General features: G+C 69.0%; 12 protein-coding genes. 8 read left to right on the top strand and 4 right to left on the bottom strand.

What is annotated here, in order from left to right; genetic code table 11:
- Nucleotides 1–192 precede the first annotated feature (192 nt).
- From PGN16_RS19925 to PGN16_RS19910, 4 genes are all read left to right on the top strand, one after another.
- Nucleotides 193–765 carry a hypothetical protein gene (locus PGN16_RS19925; protein ID WP_335311102.1) on the top strand — a complete coding sequence of 191 codons (573 nt, stop codon included), beginning with the start codon at nt 193–195 and terminating at the stop codon, nt 763–765.
- A 61-nt stretch (nt 766–826) separates the two neighbouring features.
- On the top strand, nt 827–3,217 hold the full coding sequence (locus PGN16_RS19920) for a M10 family metallopeptidase C-terminal domain-containing protein (protein ID WP_335311101.1): 2,391 nt from the start codon (nt 827–829) through the stop codon (nt 3,215–3,217).
- A gap of 506 nt (nt 3,218–3,723) precedes the next feature.
- Nucleotides 3,724–4,995, top strand: a complete 1,272-nt coding sequence (locus tag PGN16_RS19915) for a M23 family metallopeptidase (RefSeq protein ID WP_335311100.1) — start codon at nt 3,724–3,726, stop codon at nt 4,993–4,995.
- Nucleotides 4,996–4,999: 4 nt separating this feature from the next.
- Nucleotides 5,000–5,428 (top strand): bactofilin family protein, encoded by a 429-nt coding sequence (locus tag PGN16_RS19910; protein WP_335311099.1) that lies wholly within the window; start codon nt 5,000–5,002, stop codon nt 5,426–5,428.
- A gap of 19 nt (nt 5,429–5,447) precedes the next feature.
- Here PGN16_RS19910 and PGN16_RS19905 read toward each other — a convergent pair whose 3' ends face one another.
- The 3 genes from PGN16_RS19905 to PGN16_RS19895 form a co-directional block, all read right to left on the bottom strand.
- Nucleotides 5,448–6,008: a septal ring lytic transglycosylase RlpA family protein gene (locus tag PGN16_RS19905; RefSeq protein ID WP_335311098.1), complete on the bottom strand. Its 561-nt coding sequence runs from the start codon at nt 6,006–6,008 to the stop codon at nt 5,448–5,450.
- Between the two features lie 108 nt (nt 6,009–6,116).
- Complete coding sequence (locus PGN16_RS19900) at nt 6,117–6,410, bottom strand: type II toxin-antitoxin system RelE/ParE family toxin (protein WP_335311096.1); 294 nt, start codon at nt 6,408–6,410, stop codon at nt 6,117–6,119.
- A 1-nt stretch (nt 6,411) separates the two neighbouring features.
- Entirely contained in the window at nt 6,412–6,663 is a 252-nt protein-coding gene (locus tag PGN16_RS19895; protein WP_335311095.1) for a type II toxin-antitoxin system ParD family antitoxin, read from the bottom strand.
- Nucleotides 6,664–7,040: 377 nt separating this feature from the next.
- Here PGN16_RS19895 and PGN16_RS19890 point away from each other — a divergent pair, with 377 nt between their 5' ends.
- Nucleotides 7,041–8,807: a vWA domain-containing protein gene (locus PGN16_RS19890; RefSeq protein WP_335311094.1), complete on the top strand. Its 1,767-nt coding sequence runs from the start codon at nt 7,041–7,043 to the stop codon at nt 8,805–8,807.
- 145 nt (nt 8,808–8,952) lie between these two features.
- Here the strand turns inward: PGN16_RS19890 and PGN16_RS19885 are convergent, their stop codons facing one another.
- The gene (locus tag PGN16_RS19885; RefSeq protein WP_335311093.1) at nt 8,953–9,492 is read right to left on the bottom strand and encodes a hypothetical protein; all 540 of its coding nucleotides are present in this window, start codon (nt 9,490–9,492) and stop codon (nt 8,953–8,955) included.
- A gap of 184 nt (nt 9,493–9,676) precedes the next feature.
- Between PGN16_RS19885 and PGN16_RS19880 the strand changes: the two genes are divergently transcribed.
- The 3 genes from PGN16_RS19880 to PGN16_RS19870 all read left to right on the top strand — a co-directional run bounded on the left by PGN16_RS19880 (nt 9,677) and on the right by PGN16_RS19870 (nt 16,842).
- Entirely contained in the window at nt 9,677–12,835 is a 3,159-nt protein-coding gene (locus PGN16_RS19880) for a TonB-dependent receptor domain-containing protein (protein WP_335311092.1), read from the top strand.
- Between the two features lie 353 nt (nt 12,836–13,188).
- Nucleotides 13,189–14,673 carry a putative 2OG-Fe(II) oxygenase gene (locus PGN16_RS19875; RefSeq protein WP_335311091.1) on the top strand — a complete coding sequence of 495 codons (1,485 nt, stop codon included), beginning with the start codon at nt 13,189–13,191 and terminating at the stop codon, nt 14,671–14,673.
- Between the two features lie 303 nt (nt 14,674–14,976).
- The gene (locus tag PGN16_RS19870; RefSeq protein WP_335311090.1) at nt 14,977–16,842 is read left to right on the top strand and encodes a tetratricopeptide repeat-containing sulfotransferase family protein; all 1,866 of its coding nucleotides are present in this window, start codon (nt 14,977–14,979) and stop codon (nt 16,840–16,842) included.
- Nucleotides 16,843–16,909: the final 67 nt, after the last annotated feature.

Below are 16,909 nucleotides of genomic sequence, written 5' to 3'. Positions count from 1 at the left end.
TATGCAGCACCCGCTGCGCGGTCCAGCGAATTTCATTTTGTTTTGGTTCAACGTGGGTAGTGTCCGTAACCTGTGGCGACAAAGACCCACCCGGGGCCAAATGAGCCTTCGATGACAACAAGGTTAAAACCCCATTGACGCTGCCCTGTCGGCAGGACAGTCTCCGTCGAAACTTCCTCGGAGGAGACGGGAGTGGCGGCAGGGTACCGGTCGGGGGCAGGGATCGCAGCGGCGTCGTCGCTGGCGCTGCTCGCGGCTGACGCCGGCGCCGGGGCGATCGCCGCGACGCCCCCCGCACCCGCACCCGCACCCGCACCCGCACCCGCCAGCCCCGCGGCGCTCTGGCAGGACCTCACCGCGCTCGGCGTCACCTGCCTCGTCCATACCCCGCGCGGGGTCGATACCGGCGCGCTCCACGACCGGCTGTGCGCGGCCGTCACTCGACAGGCCGCGAAGGGCGCGCCGGTGCCGGTCGCGGCCACGCCGCTCGGCGGCACGGCGCTCGCACCGGGGCGCGTGACGCTGCTGGTGCAGGTGACGGTCGCGCCCGTGAACGGCGCGGACGTGATCGCGGTGACGCTGCGCCCGTTCCGCAACGCGATGGGCGCCGGCCAGTTCTTCGCCGCCGCGCCGCGGATCGTCGCGGCCGGCGATACGGCGGGGCTCGACGCGGCGGTCGCCGCGCTGCTCGCCGAGACGCTGCCGTGGCAGGCCCGGCACGGCGGGCGCGGGCGCCCGCTGCCCGGCGCGCCGCCGCGCGATTGACGCGGACCACTACCTCACCAGACCATCAATGCAGAGACCAAAAAGAGGGGAAGACGTGTTTATGGCGATCGGTAACACCGCTGAGATCGAGCAATTGATCCAGCACAGCGAGCATCAGAACAGCGTGCTCAAGGACGTGGCCTGCACGTGCCCGGCCTGCACCGGCGGCGTGCAGAAGGACGTCGGCTTAGTCGACCCGCTGGCGGGGCTCAAGCTGACCGCCGAGCACGGCTCGGTCGACTATCTCGCCGGCACCACCGCCGCGAACGGCAAGCCGATCTGGTCGGCGGACCAGATTGCCGATTATCTCAACCGCTCGGGCGCGAGCTGGATCGGCGGCCCGGACCCGGCGCGGCAGGGCGACAGCAATTTGCGCGAGGTGACGTTCGGCTTCCACTTCTCGCAGGAGCAGCTGGCGGCGAGCGGCTATTCGTATCGCTATGAAGGCAACGTCGAATATCTCGACGAATATTTCAACTTCGCCGCCTTCAACAGCGCGCAGCGCGACGCGGCGCGGCTGGCGATCAGCTTCTGGGACGATGTCGTCGACATCTCGTTCCGCGAGGTCAACGCCTATCAGGCCGACATCAACTTCGGGAACCTCGCCAATGCGCCGGACACGCAGGCCTATGCGCGACTCCCATTCGGCACGGTCGACGACGATCCCGTCGTTAACGGCGATGCCGAGCGGATCGTTGGCGACGTCTGGGTCTCGGCCAGCCAGCCGAGCAATTTCCAGCTCACGCCGGGCGGCTACGGCCTCAACACGCTGACGCACGAGATCGGCCACGCGATCGGCCTGTCGCACCCGGGCAATTACAATTTCGGCCCCGGCTTCGCGGTCAATTACACCAACGGCGCGGAATATTATCAGGACGCGCGCAACTACACGATCATGTCCTACTGGAACCCGGGCGCGATCGGCGCGGGCGACATCGACTGGAACACCATGGCCTATGCCTATGGCGGCACGCCGATGATCCACGACATCCTCGCGGTGCAGAAGATGTACGGCGCCGACACCACCACGCGCACCGGCGACACCGTCTATGGCTTCAACTCGACCGCCGGCAAGACGGTGTTCGACTTCACGGTCAACAAGGCGCCGATCGTGACGATTTGGGATGCGGGCGGCAACGACACGCTCGACGCCTCGGGCTATCGCACCAACCAGGTCATCAACCTCAACGCCGGCTCGCTCAGCAGCATCGGCGGCGTGACGATCGAGGAAGTGCGCGAGCGGCTGTCGTTCGAGCAGGTCAACGCCAACCGCGCCGCGCTCGGCTACGAGCCGATCGCGCGCGCCAGCTACGACGCGCTCTATGCGCAGCTCCTCGCCGGGCAGCGCAACCTCGCGCTGACCGACAATGTCGGCATCGCGTACGGCGCGATCATCGAGAATGCGATCGGCGGCAGCGGTAACGACACGATCATCGGCAACAATGTCGTCAACCGGCTCGACGGCGGCGCGGGCATCGACATCGTCAGCTATCGTGACTCGGCGGACGCGGTGTCGGTCTCGCTACTCACCGGGCGCGGCACCGCGGGCGATGCCAAGGGCGACATCTACCTCAACTTCGAGGGGATCGAGGGCGGCCGCGGCAACGACACGCTGACCGGCGACAATGGCGCGAACATCCTGATCGGCGGCGCGGGCGCCGATACGCTGATCGGCAACGGCGGGTTCGACACCGTCAGCTACCGCACCTCGACCGTCGGCGTGACCGCGTCGCTCGGCTCGAACGTCGGCACGGTCGGCGACGCCAAGGGCGACAAGTTCGTCAGCATCGAGGCGCTGGAAGGCGGCAGCGGCGACGACACCTTCTACGGCTCGAACAACGCCGACACGCTGACCGGCAATGCCGGCAAGGACACGCTGTTCGGCAACGGCGGCGACGACACGATCTTCGGCGGGGCCGGCGACGACAGCCTCTACGGCAACGACGGCAATGACTGGCTCGACGGCGGCACCGGCAACGACCAGCTGTACGGCGGGCGCGGCAGCGACACGCTGTACGGCGGCGACGGTGACGACATCCTCGACGGCGTGTTCGACGACGACGTGCTGTTCGGCGGCGCGGGCAACGACACGCTGCTGGGCGGCGACGGCGACGACCTGCTGATCGGCGGGACCGGCAACAACATCTATGTCGGTGGCTATGGCGCGGACATTTTCCGCTTCGTCAGCCTGGGCGTGAAGGACACGATCAAGGACTTCACGCGCGGCGTCGACAAGATCGACCTCAGCCAGCTCGACGCCAAGACCGGTGGGGCGGTCGATCCGTTCAAGTGGCTCGGCGACGGCGCCTTCACCAAGACCGCCGGCGAGCTGCACACCGTGCGGATCGATGGGCTCAACTATCTGGAAGGCGACGTGAACGGCGACGGCATCGCCGACTTCTCGATCCAGACCAACCTCAAGATCGCGGTCACCGACATCATCTTCGGCTGACGGCGGACCGGCGCGGGCGGCACCGCCTGCGCCCGGCATGACGAATCGAACGGCGCAGAAAGCACGGCTTTCCGCGCCGTTTGCGTTGCGCGAGCGGTCGCGCGTGAGTGGAGTGCGGTGAAATAGAACGGCATTTCAGATGGTTTGTGAAATCAAATAAATACAGTTGTCTTATAGTCCGAGCGGTGACAGCGGGTAGTTGATGCCGCCGGGGGTGGCGGTATTCGGCTCAACAGCCGGCCGGAAGCGTGGCGTTGTTCTTCCGCGATGATCGGCGGGGAAGGGGGAGTGCTTCGCGATGCTATTCAAGGAGTTGACGGGCGGTCCATCTAATCTGGCCGGATCGGTGCCGCACCGTTTCCCGCCGTTCCGCCCGGACGCACGGTCGCCTTCAACGCACCGCCGCGTTTGACGTGGGCTCCGGCTGACCTTGTCCCTCGCCGATCACCACAGCGATCCACGCCGCTATAATGACGGATAGGCCCGGGAATAGCGGAAGCGGAATCGTGTCGAGCAAGCCGGAACCGCTACAGGCGCGGCTGCGCGTCGCGTGGCAGCGCGCGCGTGCGCGGCTGGCCGCCATGCGCGCGCAGATCGACCAATGGTTTCCCGACCGCGAGTTCATCATGCGCGCGCAGGGGCAGGTCCGCTTCATCCGCCTCTCCGCGCGCACGCAGAAGCGCGCCGCGACCGGCGCGCTGGTGCTGGCGCTGGCCTATGTCGGGTCGATCGGTACGCTCGCGCTGATCCGCTGGCACGACGCGCGCGACGCCAGCGCGCTGCTCGGGCGACAGGCGCGGGTGGAAAAGGCAGAGAGCCGCGTCGCGGCCTATCGCCGCAACCTCGACGACGTCACCGCCGACCTGAAACGGCGGCAGGACTTCATCGAGAAGGTCACGCAGGCGCATCTCGGCGTGCTGCCCGCCGACAGCAAGGACGGCGAAACCGTCACCAACAGCCACAGCGAGGCGACCCGGACGATCGACAAGGTCAGCACCGCGGTGCCCGAGGCGGCCAATCTGGCGCGGATGGAGGCGCGCCAGCTGGCGTTCGTGGAGAGCCTGACGCGCTATGCCGACCGTCGCGCCGCGCGCGGACTGGCGATGATGCGCCGGCTGGGCGTCGATCCGGGGATGATGCTCGGCGGGCCGGGGGGCAGGGAAGGCAATGACGCGATGGGCGGGCCGTTGCTGACGCTGTTCACCGAGGCCGATGGCGCGCTCGACCCGCGGTTCGCGCGGCTCGGCGCCAGCCTCGCGCGGATGAGCGCGCTGGATCGTGCGCTGTCGCGGATGCCGCAGGTCCTGCCCGCCAGCGTGGATTCGATCTCGAGCGGGTTCGGCTATCGCGTCGACCCGTTCACCCGGCACGGATCCTTCCATCCCGGGCTCGATTTCCGCGGCCCGCTCGGCGCGGGTATCTATGCCGCGGCGCGCGGCACGGTCAGCTTCGTCGGGCAGCGCTCCGGCTATGGCAATTGCGTCGAGGTCACGCATGGCCCCGGACTCGTCACCCGCTATGCGCACATGTCGGCGTTCCACAGCAATGTCGGGCAGCAGGTCGCGGCGGGGCAGCTGATCGGCGCGATCGGCTCGACCGGCCGCTCGACCGGCCCGCATCTGCATTTCGAGGTGCGGATCAACGGCCGTCCCACCAATCCCCGTCCCTTCCTGGAGGCGCGCAGCCATGTTCCATCGACGATCGTCAGCCCCGCCGCCGGCCCCGCCCCGGCCGCCGGCGCCGCCAAAGATACCCGCCCAACCGAAGGTAGCGAGTGACGCAATGAGCAAGAATGCCACCTTTTCGATGATCGGTGCCGATGTCGTCATCACCGGCGACATCTCCGCCTCGGCCGATCTGCACATCGACGGCCGGGTCCGCGGCGACATCAACTGCCTCGCGCTGGTGCAGGGCGCCGCCAGCGAGATGATCGGCACGATCACCGCGCAGTCGGCGCATGTCGCCGGCACGGTGCGCGGCAGCATCGTCGTCGACAGCCTCGTCATCCAGCGCAGCGCGCATCTGATCGGCGACGTGCATTACGAGACGCTGACCGTCGAACAGGGCGCGCGCGTCGAAGGCACGTTCGCCAAGGGCGGCGTCGAGCTGCCGGCGACGGAGGTGCCCGTCACGCCCACCGCGCCGACGTCGCCGGCGGACGCCCCGCTGCTGCTGGGGACAAGCGAGACGGAGGACGGGATCGGGCGCTGACCGGCGCGCCCGTCGCCCGTCACATCCCCGCGGCCGCCAGCTGCGATCGCCACAACGCCAGCGCCTGCGGATCGGCGTCCGGGCGCGGCGCGGCGGGCTTGCCGTGGCGCAGCCGTTCGCGGTCGCGCTCGGGCGGCGCGACGACGCGCACCCGCACCGCGGCATGCCCGGCGTCGTGCAGCCCCAGCGCCTGCGCCGCGCCCTTCGACAGGTCGATGATCCGCCCGCGCGCGAACGGCCCGCGATCGTTGACGCGCACCACGATCACGCGTCCGGTGTCGAGCGACGTCACCTCGACATAGCTCGGCAGCGGCAGCGTGGCGTGCGCGGCGGTGATCCAGCCGGGGCGGAACTTCTCGCCGCGCGCGGTGCGGTTGCCGCTCTCGCCGCCATACCAGCTCGCGCGCCCCAGCATGTCGTAATCGGGCGCGGCGGCGGGGACGTAGCTGACCCCGCGCACCACATAGGGCCGCCCGATCGTCACCGGCGTGTCGCTGACCGCGCGATAGCGTCCGCCGCACCCGCCGAGCAGCAGCGCCAGCGCGCCGATCAGCCAGGCGGGGCGGGGGAGCGCGTGCATCCGGGCGTCGCTACAGCGCGGGACGCGCGCGGGCAATGCCGCGCCCCTCTACGCGCAGCGTGCGCGTGGCGAGCACGGCCGCCTGTCGTCCATCAAGCAACCTTGCCGTCAGAACAGGCGGTCGAGGTCGCGCATTCCTTCGACGACCGCAACGATCTCGATCCGATCGGCGTCGGCATCATGCTCGTAGAGGATCAGATAGCGCCCATGAACGAGTGTGCGGGCGCCTGGTCGGATCTCGTCGCGCAAGGTGCCGATACCGGGGAAATCCCGTAACCTTGCGATCCTGGCGTCCAGTGCCAGCAGCAACCTGTCGGCGGCGCGATCGTCATCCAGCGCGATATAGGCCCAGATCCGTTTGAGATCGTCGCGTGCGCGACGCGACAGGACGATCGCGGTCATCTCAGCGCGCGGCGTCGGCGTCGCTTCGGGCTTCCGCGATGATCGCCTTCATGTCGAGTGGACCGGCAACACCGCTGGCCTTGCCCTTGTCCCATGCGTCACGCAGCAGCCGCAATTCCTCCGCACGAAAGGCCCGGCGCTCGTTCCACAGTCGCATCGCATCGCGCACCACTTCGCTCGCCGACGCATATTCGCCCGCCGCGATGGCGGCATGGATCGTCTCCGCCATTGGCTCGGGGATCACGACGGTCATTCTGGCATATTCGCCCATCGTAGCACTCGCATCGATCCGGACGTTCGTAATAATTCATAACAACCGAGCGGGCAAGGATCGCACCGGAGCGGGTCGATACCATGATGCTGCCACCGCTCGGCCCGATCGTTTCCGCTTGCGAACGTCGAGGAAGACGGCCGGACCTTCGGTCGACCTCGGGCATCGCGGGCGACCGGCGTTCGCGGAACGGGTTCCCGAACGACGTTACCCGAAACCGCCCAGGTCAGGGAGGAACGGAATGCTCCAACCGATCGGTTCGCACCCGCCCGCCATCGTCGCTGGCAAAATGTCATGACCCGCGCCTAGACTGACCGGCGACGGGGGCCGCCAAGGTTCCCGCGCAAAGGGGAGTCGCCATGTTCGTCCGCCGTGTCACCGCGCTGTTGATCGCGCCCGCTTTGTTGTCGAACGCCTCGCCGCCGCCCGGCATCGCCGCGCGCCTCGGCGCCGATGCGGGCTCGCCGGTCCGCTGCAAGCCGGTAGCGCCCGAGCGGTTCTATTCCCGCACGTCGGGGATCGCCATGCCGGCCCCCGGCGCGCCACCGCCACCGCCACCGCCACCGCCACCGCCCCCGCCGCCCCCTCCGTCGGTGTCGGTGCAGACATTGCCGACCCCGGCGCCATCGTTCATCGCGACGCCGGCCGTTGCACCGGCCGCGCCGCCCGCGCCGCGCGTGTCGCCGCGCACCGCCCCCTACGGCGCGCCCGAAAACACCGAGCGCTACGACGGCCGCCCGGTCGCGACAATCACCGACACCGCGACAACCCCGGTCTCGACCTTCGCGGTCGACGTCGACACCGGCGCCTACGCCAACGTCCGGCGCTTCCTGACCAAGGGGCAGCCGGTCCCGCCCGAGGCGGTGCGCACCGAGGAGCTGCTCAATTACTTCCGCTACGATTATCCGCGCCCGACCGACCGCACGCAGCCGTTCAGCATCACCACCGATGTCGCGGTCACGCCGTGGAACCCGGCGACGCGGCTGATCCGCATCGGGCTGCGCGGGTATGACGTCGCGGCGGCGACGCGCCCGCCGGTCAACCTCGTCTTCCTCGTCGACACCTCGGGGTCGATGAACGAGCCCGACAAGCTGCCGTTGGTCAAGACCGCGCTGCGCGGGCTCGCCGCGCGGCTGCGCCCCGACGACCGCGTGTCGATCGTCGCTTATGCCGGCAGCGCCGGGATCGTGCTCGAGCCGACCGCGCAGAAGACGTACGTCGACGCCGCGCTCGCCTGCCTCGACGCGGGCGGATCGACCGCGGGCGGGCAGGGGATCACGCTCGCCTATGCCACCGCGCGCGCGCATTTCCGCAAGGGCGCGGTCAACCGCATCATCCTCGCCACCGACGGCGACTTCAACGTCGGAGTCAGCAGCAACAAGGCGCTGGAAGAGCTGGTCAAGCGCAACCGCGACGACGGCATCACGCTCACCACGCTCGGCTTCGGCGAAGGCAATTACAACGACGCGATGATGGAGCGGATCGCCGACGTCGGGAACGGCAATTACGCCTATATCGACAGCGCGATGGAGGCGCAGAAGGTGCTGGGCGACGAAATGGCCGCGACACTGGTCACGATCGCCAAGGACGTGAAGGTGCAGGTCGAGTTCGATCCGGCGCTCGTCAGCCAGTATCGCCTGATCGGCTACGAGAACCGCGCGCTGCGCGAGGAGGATTTCACCAACGACGCGGTCGATGCCGGCGACATGGGCGCGGGGCATCAGGTGACCGCGCTGTACGAGGTCGTGCCGGCGGGATCGCCCGGCTGGACGCCGACGCGGCGCTACCCCGCCAACCGCCCGCCGACGGTCGCACCGCGCGGGGCGGAGGCGTGTTTCGTCAAGCTGCGCTACAAATTGCCCGACGGCACGACCTCGCGCGAACTGACGCGGGCGGTCCCCGCGAGTACGCTCGCCGCGGCGCGCGCGCCGACCGGCGACATGGCCTTCGCGGCGGCGGTCGCGGCCTATGGCCAGAAGCTGCGCGGCGACCCCTATCTTGGCCGCTTCACCTTCGCCGAGGCGCGCCGGCTCGCCGGCAGCCCGCGCGATTACTGGCGGCAGGAGTTCGTCAAGCTGACCACCCTCGCCGAGGCGCAGCAGGCAGGCGGGGCGAGCGGGGAATAAGGCGCGGTCCTAGGTTATGACGAGACGTCAACTTGAGTCGTCATTGCGAGCGGAGCGAAGCAATCCAGGGCGTCTTGGTCCGGCTCTGGATTGCTTCGCTCCGCTCGCAATGACGAACGGTATGTCGACCTCACGTCATCATGATCTACGACCGGCGGCGCACCCGCACGCCGGGTTGGCGGCCGACCGTCAGCTTGTACGAGCCGAGCGCGGCGCGCTTGACGACCACCGCTTCGCCGACGCGCGGAGCGACCGCGAACCCCTGGCCGTCGGTCTGGAGCCAGCGCGAACCATCAGCGAGCGTGAAGCTCCAGTTGCCGTCGCCGGTCCGCACCGCCTGCGCCAGCGTGCCGGTCAGCGTGTCGAGCTTGTTGCCGTCGGCGTCCTGCAGGGTCGGCAGCTCGGCGGCGCGGCGGCGCTCGCCGAAGCGCGCGCGGCGCTCGGCCTCGACCTTGGCGCGATCGACCACCACCACCTGCCGCGCGGCGATCGCGCCGTTCAGCGCCCCCGCGGCGGCGTCGAAACATTTCAGCCGTTCCTTGTCGTTCGCGATCGCGCGGCAGCGGAGCACCGCGTCGGCGACCCCGCTGCGGTCGGTCGACGCGGGGTCGGCCGTCGCCGCACCGGACAGGCTGGTCATCAGGATTGCGGCAAAAACAGGCATCCCGCGCAGTGGCTTGCTCATTTTTTCCTCATTCTGGGTCAGAAAGTGTAACCATCCTGCAACAGATGCAAAATTTCGTTGCAAACAAGACCAGTCGAGATTGCCCATCATTTCCGCCGTTCGTAGCGTCGACACAAGCGCTGCCAGCAAAAGGCGCGATAGAACACGGCTATTCCATAATGGGGGTCTTATGAAGACGATTTCGATGAGGCGTCGACTGCTCGCCAGCACGATCGTTGCCGGCGCGATGCTGGGCAGCCTGCCCGCCGCGGCGCAGGTCGCGAACGATCCGACCGGCGCCAGCGCGGGTCCGCTCGAGGGTCAGGCACCGATCGCGAACGCCGACGGGGACAACAAGGCCGCGCAGGGCGGCGACATCGTCGTCACCGGCTCGCGCATCCGCTCGCCGAACCTCGAGGCGACCAGCCCGGTCACCGTCGTCAACAGCGAAGAGTTCAAGCTGACCGGCACGACGCGCACCGAGGATCTGATCAACTCGCTGCCGCAGGCGTTCGCCGGGCAGAGCGGCAACATCTCGAACGGTTCGAGCGGCATCGCCACCATCAACCTGCGCGGCCTGGGTGCCGAGCGCAACCTGGTGCTGGTCAACGGCCGCCGCGTCGTCCCGGGTGATCCCACCTCGGCCGCGGTCGACATCAACGTCATCCCCGCCGCGATCATCAAGCGCGTCGACGTGCTGACCGGCGGCGCCTCGTCGGTGTACGGCGCCGACGCGGTCACCGGCGTCGTCAACTTCGTGATGGACACCGACTTCGAGGGCTTCCGCCTCGACGGCCAATATTCGCTGTTCAACCACAACAACCGTGGTGGTGGCGGCATTCTGCCGGCGCTGAACAGCAACTCGCCGTATGGCGCGCCGGCCAGCTACCCGACCGGGATGGCCACCGACGGCGGGACGATCGACGTCACCGCGGCGTTCGGCACCAGCTTCGACGACGGCCGCGGCCACATCACCGCTTATGGCGGCTATCGCAAGATCAACGCCGTGCTCCAGGCGAACCGCGACTATTCGTCGTGCTCACTCAGCGCGAACACCGCCTCGGTGGTGCAGAGCACCGGCCGGCCCTACGCCTGCGCCGGTTCGGCAACCTCGCCGCAGGGGTCGTTCCTCGCATTTGACGGCACCGGGTCCGACTTCACCTCGACCTTCTTCCAGCCCGGTCAGGGCGGGACGTTCGCGCAGGGCCGCACGCCGTACAACTTCAACCCGCTGAACTATTACCAGCGGCCCGACGAGCGTTACACCGCCGGCTTCTTCGCGAACTACGAAGTGTCGAACGCGATCAAGCCGTATGCCGAGTTCATGTTCATGGATGACCGCACCGTCGCGCAGATCGCGCCGTCGGGCAATTTCGGCAACACCACCTCGGTCAATTGCGACAATCCGCTGCTGTCGGCGGCGCAGCAGGCGGTGATCTGCGCACCCAACAACCTGCTGGTCGCGAACAACCAGCTCGGCCAGCGCGTCGTCGGTCAGGGCGTCTACAACCCGAGCGTGTTCCCGGACACCACGCCGGCGACGTTCTTCGATCCGACCACCGGTGTTGCGTACAACCGCGGCTATGCACAGATTCTGCGCCGCAACGTCGAGGGCGGTGCGCGTCAGGACGACCTCCAGCACACCAGCTTCCGCGGCGTGATCGGGTCGCGCGGCGATCTGGGCAGCGCCTGGTCGTATGACGCTTATTACCAGTATGGCCGCACCAACTTCGCCGAAACCTACTCCAACGACTTCTCGATCACGCGCCTCGGCCGCGCGCTCGACGTCGTGGCGAACCCGAACGGCGGCGCGCCGGTCTGTCGCTCGTTCCTGACCGGTCAGGACCCGAACTGCGTTCCCTACAACGTCTTCTCGCTCAACAGCGTCTCGCCGCAGGCGGTCGCCTATCTGTCGACCCCGGGCTTCCAGCGCGGCGTCGTCAGCGAGCAGGTGGCCTCGGCCAGCTTCTCGGGCCAGCTCGGTGAATACGGGATCAAGAGCCCGTGGGCGCAGGAAGGGCTCGGCATCGCGCTCGGCACCGAATACCGCAAGGAAGCGCTCGACTTCAAGTCGGACTCGGCGTTCAGCACCGGCGATCTCGCGGGTCAGGGTGCGGCGACGCTGCCGGTGCAGGGGTCGTTCGAGGTCAAGGAAGTGTTCGGCGAGCTGCGCGTGCCGGTCATCTTCGACAGCTTCTTCTACAATCTGTCGTTCACCGGCGGCTATCGCTACTCGTCGTACAAGACCTCGGCCGGTCGTACCTTCTCGACCGACACCTACAAGCTCGAGGGCGAGTTCGCGCCGATCCGCGACATCCGCTTCCGCGGCGGGTACAACCGCGCCGTTCGCGCACCGACCGTGCAGGACCTGTTCTCGCCGGAGCGCGTCGCACTCAGCGGCAACGGCGATCCGTGCGCCGACAAGGTGCTGACCGCAGCGGACGCGGGCTGCCTCGCGCAGGGCCTGCGCATCGGCCAGCGTGTCGCCTCCAACCCGTCGGCCCAGTATAACGGTCTGCTCGGCGGCAACCCGAACCTGGTGCCGGAAGTCGCCGACACCTATACCGCGGGTGTGGTGGTGCAGCCGCGGTTCCTGCCGCGCTTCGCGCTGACCGTCGATTTCTTCGACATCAAGGTCAAGAACGCCGTCACCACGATCGGTGTCGACACGATCCTCAACGCCTGCAACACGACGCTCAACCCGGAATATTGCGGGCTGATCAAGCGTGACTCGGCCGGGTCGCTGTGGCTGACGCCGCAGGGCTATGTCGTCAACACCACCAAGAACATCGGTGGTCTGGCGACGCGCGGCATCGACGTCGGCGCCAGCTATTCCTACCCGCTGGGCGGGCTCGGGTCGCTGGGCTTCAACTTCAACGGCACGTGGCTCGACCGTCTGGTCACCGACACCGGCGTGACCGGTTCGTACAATTGCAAAGGCCTGTTCGGTCCGACCTGTCTCCAGCCGACCCCGGAATGGCGCCACAATGCGCGCCTCAGCTTCAGCTCGCCGTCGGGTGTGGGGCTGTCGCTGCGCTGGCGCTACTTCGGCAACGTAAAGATCGACGCAACCGATCCGAACTCGAACCTCAACAACACCGGCAGCACCGGCCCGGCGCCGGGCGGCGTCGCCCGTCCGGGTCTCGCCGAGCTGGGCGTGCAGAGCTACTTCGACCTGGCGATGACGTTCCGTGTCAACGACGCGTACACGTTCCGCCTCGGCGCGAACAACCTGCTCGACCGCGAGCCGCCGCTCACCGGTTCGCAGGCGTGCCCGGGCGTCGTCTGTAACGGCAACACCTTCCCGGGCGTCTACGACGCGCTCGGCCGTTACATCTACGCGGGCGTGACGCTGAATCTGTAAGGGTCCGGCAACGCCGAACACAAAGGGGGGCGGGTCCGCAAGGGCCCGCCCCTTTTTGGTTGGGTGTCGCCACGCTCGTCATTGCGAGCGAAGCGAAGCAATCCAGCGCCGGACCGGGACGCCCTGGATTGCTTTCCCCGGCCTTCGCCGGGGTCGCAATGACGGATCATATGAAGCCTTCGCCGGGGTGACGTTCCAATTCCGAGCGTGCACACTTTCCACCCCGTCATCCCGGACGTGATCCGGGATCCCGCTTCTTCTCTCGCTCGACACGAAGAAGCGGGGCCCCGGCTCAAGGCCGGGGCGACGGAAGGGGGAGACGATCAAACTGTTGTCGAAGCCGGATCGAAACCATGTCCTCTACGCCCACCACCGCCGCCACGCTCGCCCCGCAGGTGTCGCGCGCCACCGCGACGTGGCGTGAGGGCGAGACGATCGCCGCGCTCACCGCCGCGCTCGATCGCACCCCCGAGGATGCGGCATTGTGGCAATTGCTCGCCGCCGCGCAGCGTTCGGCGCAGGATCACGCCGCCGCGCTCGCCGCCGCGCGCCGCGCCGCGGCGCTCGCCCCGGACGACGCGCTGATCGCGCACACGCTGGCGCGCGTCACGCTCGAGGCCGGCGCGCCCGCGGTCGCGCTGTTCGACCGCGCGCTGGCGCTCGCGCCGCTCGACGCCGGGGTGATGCTCGGTCGCGCCGCCGCGCTGGTCGCCGACGGGCAGGCCGATACCGCCATCACCTTCCTCGCCGACGTGCTGCGCCAGCATCCCGGCTGGTACGACGGCCATGCGACGCTCGCGCGGCTGCGCTGGCAGGCCGGCGACCGCCAGCATTATGCCGCCGGTTACGCGACCGCGCTCGCGACGCGCCCGCGTGACGGCTTGCTGTGGCGCGATCATGCCGCGACCGTTGCGCGCGCCGGGCAGACCGCGGCCGCGCGCCGCATCGTCGCGCAGGCGCGCGCCGCGGTCGGCGCAAGCCGCACGCTCGACCTGCTCGAGGCCGGCACCTGGTCGGAGGACGGCGAGATCGCCGCGGCCGATCGGCTGTATCGCGCGCAGCTCCCGATCGCCGATGGCGAGGCGCTTGGCGGCTATTTCCGCCATCTGTTGCGCGCGCGCCGCGCCGACGCCGCACGCGCCGCGCTGGAGGGGCGGCTGGCGCGCGAGACGCATGATCTGTGGCCGCTCGCCGCGCTGGCGTGGCGGCTGACCGGCGACCCGCGCAGCGACTGGCTGGAGCGCGGCGGCGCTTTCGTGCGCGTCTTCGATCTCGCCGAACGGCTCGGCCCGATCGACGACCTCGCCGCGACGCTGCGCACGCTCCACCGCACGATCGCCGCGCCGCTCGACCAGTCGTTGCGCGGCGGGACGCAGACCGATGGCCCGCTGTTCGCGCGGCAGGACGCGGCGATCGGGCGGCTGCGCGACGCGGTGCGCGCGGCTGTCGCGGACTATGTCGCCGCGCTGCCCGCGCCCGACCCCGCGCACCCTTTGCTCGCGCCACGGCGAGACGCGCTGCGCTTCGCCGGATCGTGGTCTGTGCGGCTCACCGATCGCGGACATCATGTCGATCACGTCCATCCCGCGGGCTGGATCAGCTCGGCCTGTTACGTCGCGTTGCCCGATGCGCAGCCGGGCGAGCCGGCGCAGGCGGGCTGGCTCAGCCTCGGCGACGCGCCGACGCTGGTCGGTGACGCGCTCGCGCCGTGGCACACGGTCGCGCCGCAGCCGGGACGGCTGGTGCTGTTCCCCTCCTATATGTGGCACCGCACGCACGCGTTCGCGGCCGGCGAGCGGCTGACCGTCGCCTTCGACATCGCGCGGCCACCGGCCTAGGACCGATCGACGTCCGAGACTCTCATGACCGACCGGCCAATTGATCGGTCGTCAGTCTCCTTCCTCCGTCGCCCCGGACTTGATCCGGCGCCCCGCTTCTTCGGCAGCCGCAGCAAAAGCGGGATCCCGGATCACGTCCGGGATGACGAAAGAGGATGGGGGCGCCGCGAATGTCGATCGGTCCCGAATGTGAGGACATCCGTTCGAACCCATCCACCGTCATTGCGTCGCTCCGCTCGCAATGATGGGCTGACGTCGAGGCGACACTTCAGCTTTGACGGATCACCTTCTAGGAAGGCTGCCATGACAGACGTTTCCGAGCTGATCGCGGCGGCGACCGCCCGTGCCCGCGCCAATGATGCTGCCGGCGGGCTCGCGCTGATCGAGACCGCGTTGCAGGACAGCCCCAACGAGCGCGCGCTGCTCGAATTCGGCGGGCTGCTCGCGGCGCACACGCGCCAGACCGACCGCGCGGCGGCGCTGTTCGGGCAGTTGCTCGCGCTCGACCCCGCCGACGATGCGGCGCGCGTCAATCTCGCCACCGCGCTGCTGAGCGCCGGGCGCGCCGCCGAGGCGCTGGCGGTCGCCGAGGGCCATGCGCACGCCAAGCTCGGCCTGCTCGCCGCACATGCCCGGGTCGCGACCGGTGCGGGCGCGGCGGCGGATTACGAAGCGATCGTCGCCGCCGACCCGCGCGACTATCGCGCGTGGAACAATCTCGGCAGCGCGCGGCTGGCCGAGGGGCGGGCTGAAGCGGCGGTCGCGGCGTTCGACGAGGCGGTGCGCCATGCGCCGGCCGATGTCCGCCTCTACATCAACCTCGCGCAGGCACTGCGCGCGGCGGGGCGGTTCGACGTCCGCCAGCGCGTGATGCGCGACGCCGCCGCGCTCGCGCCGAACGATGCGGACGTGCAGCTCGAACTCGGCACCGCCGAGGCGGCGTGCCAGAATCCGGTGGCCGCCGAACAGGCGTTCCGCCGCGCGATCGCGCTGAGCGCCGGCTATACGGAGGCGTTCGTCGAACTGGGACTGCTGCTCGAAAGCGTCAACCGCATCGACGAGCTCGAGCAGGTGGTCGACGCGCTCGCCGCGCGCGCGCCCGACGCGATCGAGCTCGACTTCCTGCGCGCGTGGGTGGCGCGGCGGCGCGGTCGTGTCGCCGCGGCGCTCGCGCTGGCCGAGCGCGTGCCGGACGAGATCCACCCGCTGCGCCGCCATCAATTGCTCGGCGATCTCTACGACCGGCAGGACGAGGCCGAAAAAGCCTTCGCCGCCTTCACCGCGATGAACACGGCGGCGGTATCGCTCCATTCCGCCGCACCGGGCGACAGCTATCGCGATCGGCTGACGGGTATTTTGGCGCGACTGACGCCCGAACAGGTCGCGTCATGGTACCCGCTGATACCCGGTCGGGACCGTGCCGCGCCGGTGTTCGTGGTCGGCTTCCCACGCTCGGGCACCACCTTGCTCGACACGCTGTTGATGAACGTCGACGGCGTGCATGTCCTTGAGGAGCAACCGTTCCTTGCGCTCGCCACCCGGTCGATGGGGGTGACCGAGGAGGGGCTGGCGACGCTCGACGACGCCGGCGCTGCCGCATTGCGCGACGAATATTTCCGGCAGGCGGATGCGGTGACGCCGCCGGGCACGCGGCTGCTGGTCGACAAGCACCCGCTGCACATGGTGCGCATCGCGACGATCCGCCGGCTGTTTCCGGACGCGAAGATCGTGCTGGTCGAACGACATCCGTGCGACGCGGTGCTCAGCTGCTTCATGGCCAATTTCCGGCTCAACACCGCGATGCGCAGCTTCACCACGCTCGACGAAACGGCGCGCGTCTACGATGCCGCCTTCACGATCTTCTCCCGCGGCACCAGTCTCTTCCCCGAGCTGGCGGTGCATCGCGTCCGCTACGAGCGGATGATCGCCGACCTGGAGTCCGAGCTGCGCGGCCTGCTCGCGTTCCTCGGGCTCGACTGGCAGCCGCATTATGTCGACCACCGCACCAGCGCGCTCGCGCGCGGCCCTGTCAAAACCGCCAGCTACGCGCAGATCACCGAGCCGCTCTACACCCGCGCGCTAGCGCGCTGGGAACGCTATCGCGCGCCACTGGCGCCGGTGACGCCGATCCTCCAGCCGTGGATCGACGCGCTCGGCTATAAGGACTGAGCATCGGGCCGGAGCAATGTCCAGTTATCGTCATCCCGGACTTGATCCGGGATCCCGCTTCTTCTTT

Origin of the sequence: Sphingomonas phyllosphaerae, from assembly GCF_036946485.1 — a bacterium.
GTDB classification, from domain to species: domain Bacteria; phylum Pseudomonadota; class Alphaproteobacteria; order Sphingomonadales; family Sphingomonadaceae; genus Sphingomonas; species Sphingomonas phyllosphaerae_E.
Note: the sequence above shows the minus strand (reverse complement) of the source record. Positions and strands in the feature narration are given on the sequence as shown.

Excerpts from the sequence above, each read along its gene's own strand:
- PGN16_RS19920 (WP_335311101.1), top strand. The coding sequence starts at position 827 with ATGGCGATCGGTAACACCGCTGAGATCGAGCAATTGATCCAGCACAGC.
- PGN16_RS19910 (WP_335311099.1), top strand. The coding sequence starts at position 5,000 with ATGAGCAAGAATGCCACCTTTTCGATGATCGGTGCCGATGTCGTCATC.
- PGN16_RS19905 (WP_335311098.1), bottom strand. The coding sequence starts at position 6,008 with ATGCACGCGCTCCCCCGCCCCGCCTGGCTGATCGGCGCGCTGGCGCTG.
- PGN16_RS19900 (WP_335311096.1), bottom strand. The coding sequence starts at position 6,410 with ATGACCGCGATCGTCCTGTCGCGTCGCGCACGCGACGATCTCAAACGG.
- PGN16_RS19895 (WP_335311095.1), bottom strand. The coding sequence starts at position 6,663 with ATGACCGTCGTGATCCCCGAGCCAATGGCGGAGACGATCCATGCCGCC.
- PGN16_RS19890 (WP_335311094.1), top strand. The coding sequence starts at position 7,041 with ATGTTCGTCCGCCGTGTCACCGCGCTGTTGATCGCGCCCGCTTTGTTG.
- PGN16_RS19885 (WP_335311093.1), bottom strand. The coding sequence starts at position 9,492 with ATGAGCAAGCCACTGCGCGGGATGCCTGTTTTTGCCGCAATCCTGATG.
- PGN16_RS19880 (WP_335311092.1), top strand. The coding sequence starts at position 9,677 with ATGAGGCGTCGACTGCTCGCCAGCACGATCGTTGCCGGCGCGATGCTG.
- PGN16_RS19875 (WP_335311091.1), top strand. The coding sequence starts at position 13,189 with ATGTCCTCTACGCCCACCACCGCCGCCACGCTCGCCCCGCAGGTGTCG.
- PGN16_RS19870 (WP_335311090.1), top strand. The coding sequence starts at position 14,977 with ATGACAGACGTTTCCGAGCTGATCGCGGCGGCGACCGCCCGTGCCCGC.